Origin of the sequence: Arhodomonas aquaeolei DSM 8974, assembly GCF_000374645.1 — a bacterium.
Taxonomy (GTDB): domain Bacteria; phylum Pseudomonadota; class Gammaproteobacteria; order Nitrococcales; family Nitrococcaceae; genus Arhodomonas; species Arhodomonas aquaeolei.
In genome coordinates this window covers 500,245-515,442 of the sequence record NZ_KB894800.1, presented here as the reverse complement: position 1 = coordinate 515,442, position 15,198 = coordinate 500,245, and the positions used below count along the sequence as shown (strand labels likewise).

General features: G+C 73.3%; 11 protein-coding genes. 3 read left to right on the top strand and 8 right to left on the bottom strand.

What is annotated here, in order from left to right; all coding sequences use genetic code 11:
• The first annotated feature begins 108 nt into the window (after positions 1-108).
• Positions 109-1,884: a chloride channel protein gene (locus tag C516_RS0102190; RefSeq protein WP_018716721.1), complete on the top strand. Its 1,776-nt coding sequence runs from the start codon at positions 109-111 to the stop codon at positions 1,882-1,884.
• Between the two features lie 13 nt (positions 1,885-1,897).
• On the opposite strand, the gene recD is transcribed toward C516_RS0102190, so the two are convergent.
• The 8 genes from recD to C516_RS0102150 all read right to left on the bottom strand — a co-directional run bounded on the left by recD (position 1,898) and on the right by C516_RS0102150 (position 12,965).
• Positions 1,898-3,769, bottom strand: coding sequence for an exodeoxyribonuclease V subunit alpha (gene recD / locus C516_RS18280; protein ID WP_018716720.1), 1,872 nt, complete (start codon positions 3,767-3,769; stop codon positions 1,898-1,900).
• On the bottom strand, positions 3,769-7,359 hold the full coding sequence (recB, locus tag C516_RS0102180) for an exodeoxyribonuclease V subunit beta (RefSeq protein ID WP_018716719.1): 3,591 nt from the start codon (positions 7,357-7,359) through the stop codon (positions 3,769-3,771). Before recB ends, recD begins: the two co-directional genes overlap by 1 nt.
• Positions 7,360-7,382: 23 nt before the next feature.
• Positions 7,383-8,339, bottom strand: coding sequence for a hypothetical protein (locus C516_RS0102175; RefSeq protein WP_018716718.1), 957 nt, complete (start codon positions 8,337-8,339; stop codon positions 7,383-7,385).
• 7 nt (positions 8,340-8,346) lie between these two features.
• Positions 8,347-9,312 (bottom strand): serine palmitoyltransferase, encoded by a 966-nt coding sequence (gene spt / locus C516_RS18275; RefSeq protein ID WP_018716717.1) that lies wholly within the window; start codon positions 9,310-9,312, stop codon positions 8,347-8,349.
• Positions 9,313-9,554: 242 nt separating this feature from the next.
• Positions 9,555-9,806 carry an acyl carrier protein gene (locus C516_RS0102165; protein ID WP_018716716.1) on the bottom strand — a complete coding sequence of 84 codons (252 nt, stop codon included), beginning with the start codon at positions 9,804-9,806 and terminating at the stop codon, positions 9,555-9,557.
• Between the two features lie 8 nt (positions 9,807-9,814).
• Complete coding sequence (locus C516_RS0102160) at positions 9,815-10,750, bottom strand: NAD-dependent epimerase/dehydratase family protein (RefSeq protein WP_018716715.1); 936 nt, start codon at positions 10,748-10,750, stop codon at positions 9,815-9,817.
• Between the two features lie 9 nt (positions 10,751-10,759).
• Positions 10,760-12,541, bottom strand: coding sequence for a fatty acyl-AMP ligase (locus tag C516_RS0102155; protein ID WP_018716714.1), 1,782 nt, complete (start codon positions 12,539-12,541; stop codon positions 10,760-10,762).
• Positions 12,501-12,965, bottom strand: coding sequence for an HIT family protein (locus C516_RS0102150; RefSeq protein ID WP_026320876.1), 465 nt, complete (start codon positions 12,963-12,965; stop codon positions 12,501-12,503). The genes C516_RS0102155 and C516_RS0102150 overlap by 41 nt, the downstream gene beginning before the upstream one ends.
• 125 nt (positions 12,966-13,090) lie before the next feature.
• On the opposite strand from C516_RS0102150, the gene C516_RS0102145 reads away from it, so the two are divergent.
• A complete protein-coding gene (locus tag C516_RS0102145; protein ID WP_245558723.1) occupies positions 13,091-14,302 on the top strand; it encodes a GNAT family N-acetyltransferase in 1,212 nt (403 codons plus the stop codon).
• On the top strand, positions 14,299-15,171 hold the full coding sequence (locus C516_RS0102140) for a nucleotidyltransferase family protein (RefSeq protein ID WP_018716711.1): 873 nt from the start codon (positions 14,299-14,301) through the stop codon (positions 15,169-15,171). Before C516_RS0102145 ends, C516_RS0102140 begins: the two co-directional genes overlap by 4 nt.
• The last annotated feature ends 27 nt before the right edge of the window (positions 15,172-15,198 follow it).

The window sequence follows — 15,198 nt, the reverse complement described above, 5'->3', positions numbered from 1 at the left end:
GGTCGCGATATGCAATGATGAGGGCACATGCACGCCGCGGTGTGTGCGGCGCGGGCGGTGTATCCGCGTTGCACCCGCGGTCAGGTCCCCGGGAGGAGCAGCGCGACCATGAACGACGACACCCCCGCCCCGTCAGCCGGCCCGGTGGCCGGGCAGCGCCCGCTCTCCGGGGGATGGATGTTCGTGCTGGCCCTGGTGGTGGGGGCCTTCGGGGGATTCGGCTCCATCGTCTTCAAGGGCGCGATCGCCTTCTTCCAGAACCTCTTCTTCCTCGGCCGCTTCGACGTCCATCTCCAGCCGGACACCCATATCGACCCGAGCATCTGGGGCTGGGGCGTGATCTTCGTGCCCGTGGTCGGGGCGGTCATCGTGACCTGGATCATCCGCACCCTGGCGCCGGAGGCGCGGGGTCACGGGGTGCCGGAGGTGATGCACGCCATCTACTACCACGGCGGCGAGATGCGCCCCATTACCGTGGTCGCCAAGGCCATCGCCTCGTCCGTGTCCATTGGCACCGGCGGCTCGGTGGGCCGCGAGGGCCCGATCATCCAGATCGGCTCGGCCTTCGGCTCGACCCTGGGGCGGTTCCGCAACATGCCGGCGCGCCAGCGCATCGTGCTGGTCGGCGCGGGCGCGGCGGCGGGCATCGCGGCGACTTTCAACGCGCCGCTCGGCGGGCTGGCGTTCGCCGTGGAGCTGATGCTGATCTCGGTGACCGCGCTCAACGTGGCCCTGGTGGCGAGCGCCACGGTCGCGGCGACCTACATCGGGCGGCTGTATTCCGGTATCGGGCCGTCGTTCGAGATCCCCAGCGTGGAGCTGTTCGCCGACCACGCCATCGGCTCCTACCAGCTCCTGCTGTGCGTGCCCTTCGGGCTGCTGGTGGGGCTGGCCGCGGCGGGCTTCGTGCACTCCATCTACTGGTTCGAGGACCGCTTCGAGTCGCTGTTCCACAACGACTACCTGCGGCACATGTCGGGCATGTTCGTGCTCGGGCTGATGATGTACGGCTTCCTGTGGTATCTCGACGAGTACTACATCGCCGGCGTCGGCTACGCGACCATCCTCGACGTCCTCCGCGAGGTGCTCACCAACCCGCTGCTGTTGCTGCTGCTGTTCGCCGGCAAGCTCGTCGCCACCGGGCTGACCCTGGGCTCCGGGGCGTCCGGCGGCGTGTTCTCGCCGTCGCTGTTCCTGGGGGCCACCCTGGGGGCGTCGTTCGCCGACGGTCTCCAGTGGCTGGTGCCGGGGCTGCAGATCGATCCGGTGGTCTTCGCGATCGCGGGCATGGCCGGCATGGTGGGGGCGACCACCTCCGCGGTGGTCACCGCCATCGTGATGATCTTCGAACAGACCCGGGACTACTCGGCGATGCTGCCGATCATCACCGTCGTGGCCCTGGCCTACGTGGTGCGCACCCGCATTACCGCGGAGAGCATCTACACCCTCAAGCTCGCCCGCCGCGGCCTGGGTATCCCCCAGGGGCTGCAGGCGGCGGTCTCGCTCTCGCGCAAGGCGCGCCGGGTGATGAATCCGGACTTCCAGGTCATCGACCTCGATGACCTGCGCCAGTGGCAGGAGGAGCACGTGCCCGGCGAGGGTCCGCGCTACACCGTGGTGGCGAAGGAGGGCCAGCTCTACGGCCTCGCCCGCGAGGACCTGCGCTACGTCATGCGCGACCGCGAGCTCTCCGAGCTGGTGGACACGCGCTTCATCGTGGTCCCGCCCACCACCCGCTGGCCGGTGCTCATGCGCGCGATCAAGGAGGGCGGCCACGAGGTCGTGCTGGTCGCCCGCGGGCGCGCCAGCCGGGACCTGCTCGGTGTGATCACGCCCCGGGAGATCGCGCTCACCGTGCGCGACGCCGCCGAGCTGATGGACTGAGCGCCGGGGCAGTCTATGCCCCGCCCGGGCCGGCGGCGTCCGGCGCGTGGGCACGCAGCGCGGCCGCCAGGCCGGAGGCCCGCCGGGTCGGGCGGTGGCTGACCGCCTCCTGCAGCACCGCGGGATCGCCCCAGACCGTGGCGTGCCGGCGCGCCCGCGTCAGGCCGGTGTAGATCAGCTCGCGGGTGAGCACCGGCGTGGGCTCGTCCGGCAGGATCATCAGTACCCGCTCGAACTCCGAGCCCTGGCTCTTGTGCACCGTCATGGCGTAGACGCACTCGTGGGCGGGCAGGCGCTGGGGCGCGAAGTCGCGCACGCCCCCGGCGGGGTCGGGGAAGTGCGCCCGCAGCCCCTCCGGCGTGCGCCAGACCACGCCGACGTCCCCGTTGGCGAGGCCGAGGGCGTAGTCGTTGCTGGTGACCATCACCGGCTGACCGTGGTACCAGCGCTCCAGCGCCGTCGGCCCAAGGGCCTCGCGTATCGCGTGGTTGACCGCGTTGACCCCGAAGGGCCCGTCGCGCAGGGCGCAGAGCACGCGCAGCGCCCCCAGTGCGCTCAGCGCGTCCGCCGGTGTCGCCTCGCCGGCGATCCCCCGGAAGAAGGGCACCGCGGTCTCCGCCAGCGCGGCGGGCAGGGTGGCGGCGTCCACGTGGCGGTGGGCGAGCTCGCCGTCCCCGATGTCGTCGGCAGCGGTGAGCAGCGCCGCCGCGGTCTCCCCCTCGCCGTCGCGTACCGCCCGGGCGAGGGTGCCGATGCCCGGCGGGCCATCGGCGGTGTCGCGGAAGCGCCAGCTCCGGTAGAGGAAGGCGACGCCGTCGGCGAGGGGTGAGGCGGTCGCGGTGCCGGCGGGCAGGGCCTCGCCGGTGACTGCCGCCAACCAGTCCCGCATCCCCGGCGAGTAGCCCTCCGCTCCGCTGCACAGGTCGCCGAGCACGGCGCCCGCCTCCACGGAGGCGAGCTGGTCGCGGTCGCCGAGCAGTACCAGCCGGGCGCCCGGGGGCAGGGCGTCCACCAGCCGTGCCATCAGGGGCAGGTCCACCATGGAGGCCTCGTCGACCAGCAGCACGTCCAGGTGCAGCGGGTTGTCGGCGTCGTGGCCGAAGCGGGCGCGGCCCGGGCGGGCCCGCAGGAGCCGGTGCAGGGTGACCGCTTCCCGGGGGATGGCCTCCAGCACCGTTGGCGACTGCAGCGCCGCGTCCCCGGGCAGGCTCGCGGTGATGGACTCGGTCAGCCGTGCCGCGGCCTTGCCGGTGGGTGCGGCGAGGCGGATGCGCGGCGCCGAGCCACCGGCCAGGCCCTGCTCGGCGAGCAGCGCGAGCACCCGGCTGACCGTGCGGGTCTTGCCGGTGCCCGGGCCGCCGGAGATCACCGTCACGCCGCGCCGGACGGCGACGGCGGCGGCCACCCGCTGCCAGTCCACGCCGTCGTCGGGCCGCGGGAACAGGCGCTCCAGCCCGTCCCGGAGCAGGGCGTCGTCCACCGGGTGGTCGTGGCCGGCGAGGGCCACGAGCCCGCGGGCGAGGTCCTGCTCGAAGCACCAGTAGCGGCGCAGGTAGAGCCGGTCGCCGTCGAGCACCAGGGGTGCGAGGCCGCCCGGGGGCTGCACCGCCGGCGAGGCCTGCAGGGCGTCGCGCCACGCCGCCAGTCCCGGTGCGGCGATGCCCGTGCCCTCCGCGGCCGCGTCCGCGAACAGTGTGCGCCCGGCATGGCGGGCGAGGTCCACGCAGATGTGGCCCTCGCCGAGCTGCTGGCTGGCGAGGGCGGCGGCGGCGAGCAGGGCGTCGTCGGCGGCCCCGCCGGCGAGCCCGGCGACGAAGCCGGCGAAATGAGCGTCCAGCCGGCGCAGTGTCCGGGCGTCGACGGCGGCGCGCAGGCGCGGGTCCATCAGGCGGCCTCCGTGTCGCCGCTGAACAGGGCGTCCAGCCGCTCGATGAGCGCACGCGGTGGGCGTTCGCGGTACACGCCGGTGGCCGGGCCCTGTGCCGGCGTCATGCCGCGGAGGAAGAGGTAGCGCACCCCGCCGAAGTGGCGGTCGTAGTCGTAGTCCGGCAGCCGGCTGCGCAGGAAGCGGTGCACCGCCAGGGCGTAGAGGGCGTACTGGAGGTCGTAGCGGCTGGCGGCGACGGCGCGGGCCAGGCGTTCCGGGGTGTAGGCCGCGGCGTCGCCGCCCAGGTGGTTGGACTTGTAGTCCACCACGAAGTAACGCCCGTCATGCTCGAAGACCAGGTCGATGTAGCCCTTGAGCATGCCCTGCAGCCGCCCGAAGGTGAGCGCCGGGCGGCGCCCGTCGCCGACCTCCGGGAGCGCCTCGTCGAGCTCTGCGGCGCCCACGTCCCGGACCGGGAAGAAGAACGCCAGCTCGTCCAGGCGCCGGCCGCGGTCGAGGGCGCCGAGGGTCACGCCGCTGTCGTCCAGCGGCGTGGCCAGCACGCCGCTGAGGTGGTCGGTGACCGTGGCGGCCCAGTCGCGGTCGAAGCCGTAGGCGGGCAGCAGCCGGGTGACGTGGCCGGCAAGGTCGTCCGGGTCGGTAAAGTCCGCGAGCTCCAGCACCCGGTGGAAGAAGGTGCCCGCCCGGGCGCCGCGGGGGAAGGCGTGGATGCCCTCACCGGGGGTGTCGGGCGCCGCCGGTTCCACCTCGTCGCCGGCGTCATGGTCCGGCTGCTCGATGAGCTGGCCGGCATGGCTGGTGAGCAGGCCGCTGTAGCTGCTCAGCCGCCAGCCCTGGCGGACGTGGCCGTCCAGCGCCAGGGCGCGTCCGCGCCCGGGCGCGCCCACGGTGGCGGGCGTGCCGGTGCCGCCGCCGTTGTCCAGGGCGGACACCGTGACGATGCCGCCGTGCTCCGCCTCCAGGGCCTCCCACGGGGCGCGCAGGGCGGCGTCGTCGTCGGGGAGCTCGGCCACCGGGGGCGCGCCGTCCGGGTCCGGCGGCGGAAACAGCAGGTAGGCGAGGCCGGCATGCTCGCCGTCGTTGTAACGGCCCCAGGCGAGCTCGCAGCAGTGCGAGGCACGGGTGAGGGCGACGTAGAGCAGCCGCAGCTCCTCGGCCATGGCCTCGCGGTAGGCCTGGGCCCGGTGCGCGTCGAGCTCGGCGGAGCCGAGGTCGAGCACGAGCTCGTCGTCGCCGGGGTGGAACAGCGGCGCCGTGGCGTCGTCCGGGGCGCGCCCGAGGGCGATGAAGGGCAGGAGGACGACCGGATACTGCAGCCCCTTGCTCTTGTGGATGGTGACGATCTTCACCAGCTCGGCATCGCTCTCGAGCCGCAGTTCCGCGGCCTCGCCGGCGGCGCCAGGGTCGTCGAGCTGTTCCTGGAACCAGCGCAGCAGGGCGGTCACGCCGTAGTGCTCGGCGGCGGCCTCCTGGAGCAGCTCGCCGAGATGGAGGAGGTTGGTCATGCGCCGTTCGCCGTCCGGCAGCGCGAACACCCGGCGGATCATCCCCTCCTGGTGCATGAGCGTGTGCAGCATGGGCAGCACGCCGCGCCGGTCCCAGCGCTCGCGGTAGCCGGCGAAGCGCTCCAGGCGTGCCTCCCAGGGCGGGCCGAGGCGCAGTGCCTCGTGGAAACCCGCGGCGGAGAGCCCGATCAGGCGCGTGCACACCGCCGCGCGCAGCAGGCCCTCGTCCTCGGGCTCGGCGACAGCGTGGAGGATGTGGCCGAGCTCCCGGGCCTCCTCGGTGGCGAATACGCTCTCGCGGCTGTGGTGGACGCTGGCCACGCCGCGGGCGTCGAGGGCGCTCTTCACCGCCTCCGCCTCGCTGTGGCTGCGCACCAGCACGGCGATGTCCCGGGCGCGCAGGGGCTCGTCGCCGAGCCGGGCGCGGCCCGCGTCGGCGCTGGCGAGCATCCCGGCGATACGCGCCGCGCAGGCCCCGGCGAGGCGTTCCCGGGCGCGGCCCTTGGCGATGGTGCGTTCCTTCTCGCCGCGCTCGTGGAACCACACCCGCAGGCCGGTGGGCGTGGCGCCGTCGATGGTCAGCGGGCGCTCGTCGGCGCGGCCGGCGGCGGTGACCGCCGGCAGGTCGATGCCCTGGTCGAAGATGAAGCGCCGCGGGTTGCGCCGGAACAGGGCGTCGATGCCGCGGACCAGGCTGTCGGTGGAGCGCCAGTTGGTGGCCAGGGTGAAGCGGCCGCCGTCCGCCTCGGTGCCCCGGCGCGCGCGCAGGTAGGTGAAGATGTCGGCGCCGCGGAAGCTGTAGATGGCCTGCTTGGGGTCGCCGATCATGAACAGCCCGCAGCCCTCGCGGCCGGCGTAGATGCGCTGGAAGATCGTGTACTGCTCCGGGTCGGTGTCCTGGAACTCGTCGATGAGCGCCACCGGATGGCGCCGGGCCACGGCGTCGGCAAGGGCGCTGCCGTGGGGCCCGCGCAGCGCGTCCGCCAGGGTGGTGAGCAGGTCGTCGAAGGAGAGCACCTGCTCCGCGCGCTTGCGCTCGCGCAGCCCCTCGCGCAGGCAGTCGAGGGCGTCGTGGAGCACCTGGATGCGCCGGGCCCCGGCGAGCTCGGCGGCGAGCGCGGCCAGCTCGCCGCAGGCGTCGAACAGGGGGTGGGCCGGCGGTTCGGTGCCGCGGCGGGCCGCGGCCTTGAGCACGTGGCCGGCCTGGGTCTGCGGGGTGAGCAGCTCGAACCCCGCGGGCAGCGGCAGGTGCGGGGCGTCGAACCACGTCGCCCACAGCGGCCGGAGGGCGGCCAGCCGGTCGGCCCGGTAGGCGCTGGCCGAGGCGCTCAGGACCTTCGATGCGGCGGCCTCGTGGAGCCGGGCCACGGCCTCGTCGCCGGCCTCCCGCCACAGCCCTGCCGCGCGCGTCGCGGTCGCCTCGAAGCGTTGCTCCAGCGCGGCCAGGGCGTCGTCGTCCGGCTCCGGGATCACGCGCAGGCGGTGGCGGTCGAGATAGCCCTTCACCGCGGCGAGCAGCGCCTCGGGCGTGGCCCACTCGGAACGCACCCAGCGGGCGTAGGCCTCGGAGCAGCCGTAGAAGCGGCGGCGCCAGAAGTCCTCGGCGAGGGCGCGGCGCAGGTGGTGCTCGTCGGCGATGAACTCGGCCCGGAACAGCGAGCCGCTCTCGAAGGCGTTCTCGCGCAGGGTGCGGTGGCAGAAGCCGTGGATGGTGTGGATCGGGGCCTCGTCCATGCGTGTGAGCATTTCCGAGAGCCGCCGGGCGCAGTCGGCGTGGTCGTCGCGGCGGGCAAGCAGCCCCTGCAGCACCGGGTCGTCTCCGGGCGCCTCACCCGCCGCGAAGGCGTCCGCGGCCCCGCGCAGGCGGCGGCGGATGCGCTCGCGCAGCTCTTCGGTGGCGGCCTCGGTAAAGGTGACCACCAGGATGTCGCGGAGGTCGAGGTCGCGACCGAGCGCCGGCTCGGCGTCGAGCAGCAGGCGCAGGTAGAGCGCGGCGATGGTGAAGGTCTTGCCCGTCCCGGCGCTCGCCTCGATCAGCCGCAGCCCGGACAGGGGAAAGGTGTCGATGTCCAGCGCGTGCATGGGCGCGATCCCGTGAAACGCCGTCAGCGTAGCACGCCCCGGCGCAGCAGTCGCCAGAGCACGCCCCAGCCGAAGATCAGGGGGTGGCGCCGTACCCGGGGGGAGAGCTCGACGCCCTCGCCGGTGTGGCGTTCGAGCTTCCAGGCGGCGTAATCCAGGCCACCGTCGAAGGTGGCGCTGGCCTTGGCGAGGCGCAGTATCGACAGGGCCGCCCCCTGGAGGCGGCGTGCGCGCCAGGCCGTGCGGGCGCGGAGCCGGCGCCAGGGCCCGGCGGTGCAGTGGTAGCCGCTGCCGGACGGGTCGCGGCGCAGCCGGCCGTCGAGCCGGGGCAGGGCCGCCTCGGTCAGCGCCCGGTAATGGTCGCGGTCGTGGTCAACGAGCCCGCGGACGCGGTCCGGGCGCTCGGGGCGGAGCTCGGTGGCGTAGCTCAGCGCGAGCCCGCGGGCCCATAGCCTCTCCGCGTCGAAGGTGCCGGGGAGCATCGGGGCGGTCTCGTCGATGAGGCGTGGCACGGCCCGGGCGAGCAGCGCGGTGATCGCGCCGGCGGCCGCCCGGTCGCGCCGGTAGGCGAGCACCGCCGGCTGGGCGAAGCGGCCCCAGACGTAGGGGTGGAACCAGCGCCCGATGCCGCGGGCGAGCTGACGGCGGGAGAGTACGGCGTATTTGGCACGAAGCGTGCGCCCCTCGTGGCGTTGCTCCAGGTAGAACACGCTCGGCGGCAGCGCGGCGGTGACCGGGGCCAGCCAGCGGCGCCCGAAGGCGCCGCGGTAGCCGTCCACGATGGCGTAGAGGTCGATCAGCCCGTCCGCCGGGTCGACGTCGCGCAGGCAGGAGCCGTAGGCGATCACGGCCAGGAGGTTGTCGCCGAGGCGTTCCGCGAGCGCGTCCGCGACGGCTGCCACCGCCGCCGGCGGGGGGCGCTCCAGCCGACCGGCGACCAGCGTCTCGAGCGCGTCGCCCCCCTCTGCGGCCACGGTCATGGCGGGGTCAGCCCCGTCCGCCGGCGCGCTGTGCGCTCCCGTCCTCGGCGAGCGAGGCGAATGCCTCGCCGATCCACTCGATCTGCTCCGGGGTGTGCGCGGCACTGACGCTGCAGCGCACGAGGGACTTGCCGTCCGGGGTGGCCGGTGGGAACACGAGGTTCACGTAGACGCCGTTCTCGAGCAGGCCGTGCCACAGTGCCAGCGCCTCCTCGCGGGTGTCGAGCAGCACCGCCACCACCGGGCTGAGTTCCGGGCCGACCCGGTAGCCGGTATCGGTGAGGCTCCGGTAGAGTGCGTCCGCGTTGTCCCACAGGCGCTCGCGCAGCTCCGGGCGATCGCGCAGCTGGCGCAGCGCGGCGCGGGTGGAGGCGATCACCGACGGCGACGGCGATGCGGTGAAGATATAGGGGCGGCTCGCGTAGCGTACCTGCTCCAGGGCCTCGTGGTCGCTGACGCAGAACCCGCCGATGCCGGCGAGGCTCTTGCTGAAGGTGCCGACGATGAAGTCGACGTCCCCGCCGACGTCGGCGTAGGCGGTCACGCCCTCGCCCTGAGGGCCGTAGACGCCGAGGGAGTGCGCTTCGTCCACCATCAGGTAGGCGCCGTAGGCGTGCTTGAGCGCGGCGATCTCGGCGAGCGGCGCGGTGTCGCCGAGCATGCTGTAGAGCCCTTCGACCACGATCAGCGTGCGCGAGGCGCGCTCACCGAGGCGCTTGAGGCGTTTCTCCAGGCTTGCCGTGTCGTTGTGGCGGAAGCGCACCATGTCGGCGCCGCTCAGGCGGCAGCCGTCGTAGATGCTGGCGTGGCAGTCCGCGTCGATGAGGATCACATCACCGGGCCCGGCAAGGCTGGAGAGCATGCCCAGGTTGGCCTGGTAGCCGGTGGAGAACACCATCCCGTGGGCCTTGCCGTAGAAGTCCGCGAGCTCCTCCTCGAGGAGCCGGTGACCGTCGTAGCTGCCGTTGGCCATGCGTGAGCCCGTGGTCCCCGTGCCGGCTCCCGCAGCGCCGTCTCGGCGGCACTGACACACTCCGGCTCGAAGGTGAGGCCCAGGTAGTTGTTGGTCCCGGCGAGGATGACCCGGCGGCCGTCGATACGGGCCTCGGTGGGGGAGAGCACCGACTCGATCGGGGTGTCGAATGGATCGATGCCGGTGGACAGCAGCGCCTCGCGCTCGCGGCGCAGCGTGTCGAACTTGTCCAGCAGGGCCATTCAGGCGTCCTCCTCAAGGGTCTGGATCAGGGCGGCGAGCTGGCCGGGGGTGCGGATGTCGGCCAGGGCGTTGACCGGGACGACGACGTCGAACTCGTCCTCGATCTGCATCACCAGGTCCATGACGTTGACGGAATCGAGGCCGGCGTGACTGAGCAGATCGGTGTCCTCCCCGATAGTGACGTCCTCCTCGGCGAGCGTACGGATCTGCCCGGTCAGGGTTTCCAGTATCTGTTGATAGCTGTGGTTCATGGGGACCTTCAGCAGTCGTGGTGCGCCAGGCACGTATCGGTGCCCGGGCGCAGGGCATCGGCCAGACGGATGCTCGGGCGCCATCCGGTGGCCTCGGTATAGCGCGCGATGTCGCAGCGCCAGTCGGGGTGGCGGAGCTCCTGGACCTTGCCCGGCGTGAGCATCGGCGCGTAGCCGAACGCCCGGGCGAGGGCCAGATTGACCGATGCCACCGTGTACAGGGCGAACCCCGGCAGCGGCACCCGCCAGACCCGGTGTCCCAGGGCAGTGCCGGCGATCCGCGCGATGTCGCCCCAGCCGTAGCCGTCAGCGGTGCCGTCGTGCAGCTCGAACAGCCCGCGCACGGGCTGTGGCCGGGCGAGCCAGCAGCCGATCGCGGCGACCAGGTCGGCGACGTGCAGCAGCGTGATCCGCGCGTCCAGGCGGCCGGGCACCGGCAGTATGCCGCGGTTCATGGCGTCGAACAGCGGCCGCATCTCGCGGTCGCCGGGGCCGTAGACCGCGGTCGGCCGCAGGATGGTCCAGGGCATCGCGTCCGCGTTGTCCGTCAGGTAGTCTTCGGCGCGGCGCTTGCTATGCGCGTACCACGACAGCCGCGGCTCCCGGGCGGCCAGCGACGAGAGCAGCAGGAAACGCGGCCATGGCCGGTGCCGTGCCGCGGCGTGCACCAGGGCCGCGGTGCCGCCGGTGTTGATCGCCTCGAATGCCTGCGCCGAGGCGCCGCGCACGGTCCCGGCACAGTGGATGACCGCGTCCGCGCCGTCGACCAGGCGTTCCGCGGCCGCGTCGTCACGCACGTCGCCCTGCAGCCACTCGGTGCCGTCGCGTACCGGTGCGCTCCGGTGGGCGAGGGCACGTACCTGCCAGCCGTCGGCGAGCAGGCGCCGCCGCAGAGCGGAGCCGATGAAACCGGTGGCGCCGGTGAGCGCGACGGTGCCGGGCATAGCCGGGTCTCAGCTCCCGCTCTGCGCCGGTTCCGGTGCCCGCGCCGCCTGCCGGGCGAGGTAGTCCTGACGGGCGCGCGAGCGCGAGAGCTTGCCGGAGGAGGTCCGCGGCAGGGTGTGCGCGCCGACCAGGTCTACCTCCGGGGAGACGCCGAAGTGTGCCCGCACGCGGGCCTGGACCCGGGCGCGCAGCTCGGTGCGCGCCGCTTTGTCGGTCAGTCGGCACTGCAGTACCAGCACCACGTGTTCGCCCTCTTCGTCGTTGACGGCGAAGGCGCTGACGTCGCCGGTGCGCACGTCCGGTTCCTGCTCGACGGCCTGCTCCAGGTCTTCCGGCCAGAGGTTGCGCCCGTTGATGATGATCAGATCCTTGTGGCGGCCGGTGATCACCAGTCCCTGACGGCCCAGGTAGCCGAGATCGCCGGTATACAGCCAGCCGTCGGCGTCCACGGCCCGCCGGGTCGCCGCGTCGTCGTTGTAGTAACCGCTCATCAGGCTCGGGCCGCGCACGGTGACGTGGCCGATGTGACCCTGGGGCAGCGGGGCGCCTTCCGGGTCGCGGATGACGACCTCGTGTCCAGGCAGGACCTCGCCGCAGACAACGAGCTCGCGTGTCTCGCCGTCCCCGCCCGGCGTGCGGGCGACGTCCTCCGCGGCCATCGCCTCGGCGTCGGCGCGGTCGATCTCCAGGCCCGCCCCGGCCGGTGCGAAGGTCACCGCCAGCGAGGCCTCCGCCAGGCCGTAACAGGCGCGGAAGGCGTGCTCGCCGAAGCCCGCCGGCGCCAGCCGTTCGGCGAAGCGGCGCAGCGGCTCCGGGCGGACCAGCTCCGCACCCACGCCGGCGACCCGCCAGCGCGAGAGGTCGAGCTGCTCGACATCGCCATCGCGTACGCGGCGGGCGCAGAGGTCGTAGCCGAACGGCGGGGCGAAGGCCACCGAGCCGCCGTTGCGGCTGATCAACTTCAGCCACTGGACCGGGCGTACGGCGAAGTCCCGCGTGCCCATGTAGTCCACGGAGCGCTGGGAGGCCAGTGGCCCGAGCAGCAGCCCGACCATGCCCATGTCGTGGTAGAAGGGCAGCCATGAGGCGCAGCGGTCGCCGGCGTGGATGCCGAGGCCGTGGCGCACGATCCCCTGGAGGTTGCTCATGACCGCGCCGGCCCGGATCACCACGCCCCGCGGCGCCTGGGTGCTGCCGGAGGTGAATTGCAGGTAGGCGATCTCCTCCGGGCGCGTGGGTTCCGGCGTCACCTCCGCCGGCTCGAGGGCCGCGAGGGACGCGGGGGTGTGCAGCCGCACGCCGTCCATGCCTGACGCCGCCTCCTCGAGGAAGGGCGAGAACGCCTCAGAGGCCAGCGCGACGCCCGGGCGGGCCCGCTCCAGCAGGCCCCGGATCTGCTCGACGTAGGCCTGCCGGCCGCCCAGGTTCAGCGACACCGGCAGCGCCACGGGTACGAGTCCGGCGTACTGGCAGGCGAAGAACACCTCGGGGAACGTCGAGGCGGTCTCGGCGATCACCGCGATGCGCTCGCCGCGCTGCAGCCCGAGGCCCAGCAGTCGCCGGGCCGTGGTCAGTGCGCGGCGGCGCAGCTCACCGTAGGGCAGGGCCTCGGTGAGGCGTCCGCGGGCGTCGTGGAAGTTCAGCCCGGTGTGTCCCTCCGCCGCATAGTCCAGCGCCTCGGCGAGCGTGGCGAAGGCCCCGGGGTTGAGCGGTACCGTGTTGACGGTGGGCGTCGCGGCGCCCGGGCCGTCAGGGCCAGCAGCTCGCGATGTGCTCGATGATGCGGGCATTGGCTGATTCATCTGTCTGGTTGACGTGGGAAAGGTCCGGGGGGCCGGGCCAGCCCCGATCCTCGAACTCCCGGCCGTCGAAGGTTCGTGGCTCGGGATAGCGGGGCAGGACGTGGAAGTGCACGTCCGGGTCCACCATCATCAGCATGAGGTAGTTCAGCCGCTCGTAGGAGAACGCCTGCTGCAGGGCCTGCTCGATGTCGGCAGTGGCCTCGCGCAGCTCCGAGAAGGCCGCCGCACTGAGCTCCGGGAAGGCCTGCGCCGGTTCCCGTGCCGCCAGCACCAGGGCACCCAGTGTTGCCTGACGGGGACGAAGGAGCACGCTCCAGTGAGCGTAGTTGCGGATGCACGTGGCCGGTGCGCCGAACTTGCGCATCGTGGCGTTCCATTCCGTGCCGTCGGCGCCGCTCATTCGCTCGCTCATGCCTGTGATCCCGCCCGGTGCGGGTGCTTCCCGCACATAGATGACTGACCGATGACACGCAAGTGTGCCATGATTGCCGCCTGAATTGTACATATCGGGAATTGTACGTATCGGGACACCTGACCATGTCACTGGAGGATAGCCCAGCCCACGCCGCCAGCGGCTCGAGCGCGGATGCACATGATCTCCCGGGGCTGGCGGGCGGCGCGCCCGGTGCCCCAGTGCTGCGCCGTGCGGAGGGACGGACGGGCCTGCGCGCCTTCATGCAGGTGCCCGCCGAGGTCTACCGCGACGATCCCGCCTGGGTGGCGCCGCTGTGGCTGGAGCGCCGCCTGCACTACTCCCGGCAGAACCCCTTCCTCCGCCACGGCCACTGGCGGGGCTGGGTGGCGCTGCGCGACGGACGCCCGGTGGGGCGTATCTGCGCGCAGGTCGATACCCTGCACCAGGCGCGCTACGGCGCCAGCGGTCATTTCGGGCTGCTGGAGGCGGTCGATGATCCGTCGGTGTTCCGCACCCTGGTCGCCGCGGCGGAGCAGTGGCTCGCGGCGCAGGGCGTGCGCGAGGTCACCGGGCCGTTCAGCTTCTCGATCAATCAGGAGTGCGGCGTGCTGGTGGACGGCTTCGACACCCCGCCGGCGGTGATGATGCCCCACGGCCGGCGCTGGTACGCGCGACGCCTGGAGGCGGAAGGCTACCGTCCTGCCCAGGATATGCTCGCCTATGCCATCGATACCGGTTTCCGCCATCCGCCGGCGATGACAGCGCTGCTGGGCCGCTTCGGCGACCGGGTGCGGCTGCGTTCGCTGCGCCGCCGCGAGCTCGGCCGGGAGCTGGAACTGCTGCGGGGTATCTTCAACGACGCCTGGTCGCGGAACTGGGGATTCGTGCCGTTCACCGCCGAGGAGTTCGCCGAGCTCGGGCAAGTGCTGCGCTGGGTGGTCGACGACGATCTCGTGCGCATCGCGGAGGTGGACGGCGAGGCGGCGGCGTTCATCGTCGGCCTGCCGGATCTCAACGAGCTCATCGCCGATCTGGACGGGCGGCTACTGCCGTTCGGCTGGCTGCGCCTGATCCGCCGCCTGCGCGGCGGTGCCGCGACACGCGGGCGCGTGCCGTTGATGGGGGTGCGCCGCTGCTACCAGGACTCGCCCCTCGGCGCGGCACTCGCCTTTGCGGTGATCGCCGGTGCCCAGTCCGCCTACGTGGAGCGGGGCATCCGCTGGGCGGAGCTGTCCTGGGTCCTGGATGACAACGCGGGTATGCGCAAGATCCTGGAACGCCTCGGGGGCGAGCCCTACAAGCGCTACCGCCTCTACCGGAAGGTCATCGCGTGACAGCCCGGGTGATCCGTGCCCGGGCCGGTGACGCGCCGGTGGCACCGTTCGACGCCGTCGTCCTGGCCGCCGATCGCGGGCCCGCGGACCCGGTCGCGGCCGCCACCGGCGCGGCCTGCAAGGTCCTCGCGCCGGTGGCCGGGCGCCCCATGGTCGTGCGCGTGCTGGATGCGCTCGCGGCGGACCCGGCGGTAACGCGCACGGTACTGTGCGGCCCGCCGGCAGCGGCCCTGGCCGGCTGCGCCGGGCTGCGCGCGCGTGTCGACGCCGGCGCCGTCGACTGGCTCGCCCCGGGGCCCGGGCCGAGCGCGAGCGCGGAGGCGGGGCTGGCGCATCTCGGCGGGGCGCGCCCGGCCCTCGTGACCACCGGGGACCACGCCCTGCTGACCCGGGAGATGATCGACGGCGTCGCCGCGGCGGCCGAGGCCGGCGGCTGGGACGCGGTGGTCGGGCTGGTCGAGTACGACACGGTAACGGCGGCCTTCCCCGGCGTGCGGCGCACGGTCACCCGCTTCAGCGACGCCGCGGTCTGCGGCACCAACCTGTTCGCCTTCGCCACTCCCGAAGGCCGCTCGCTGGTGCGCTACTGGCAACGGGTGGAGGCGCGGCGCAAGCACCCCTGGCAGGTGGTCCTCGGCGCTGTCGGCCCCGTGGCGGTGGTGCGCTACGCCCTCGGGCGGCTGAGCCTGGAGGCGGCGCTGGAGATCCTGTCGCGGCGCCTCGGGGTCAGCGTCGGGGCGGTGATCCTGCCGTGGGCGCGGGCCGGGGTGGACGTCGACTCGGCGGCGGATCTGGCGCTCGCCGAGGCGGCGCTGGCCGCAGATCGGCCTGCGGCTCCCGCCGGCACGGGGGCGTCGCCCAGCGCCTGACCGCGGCCTGAACACGGCGGGTTTTCC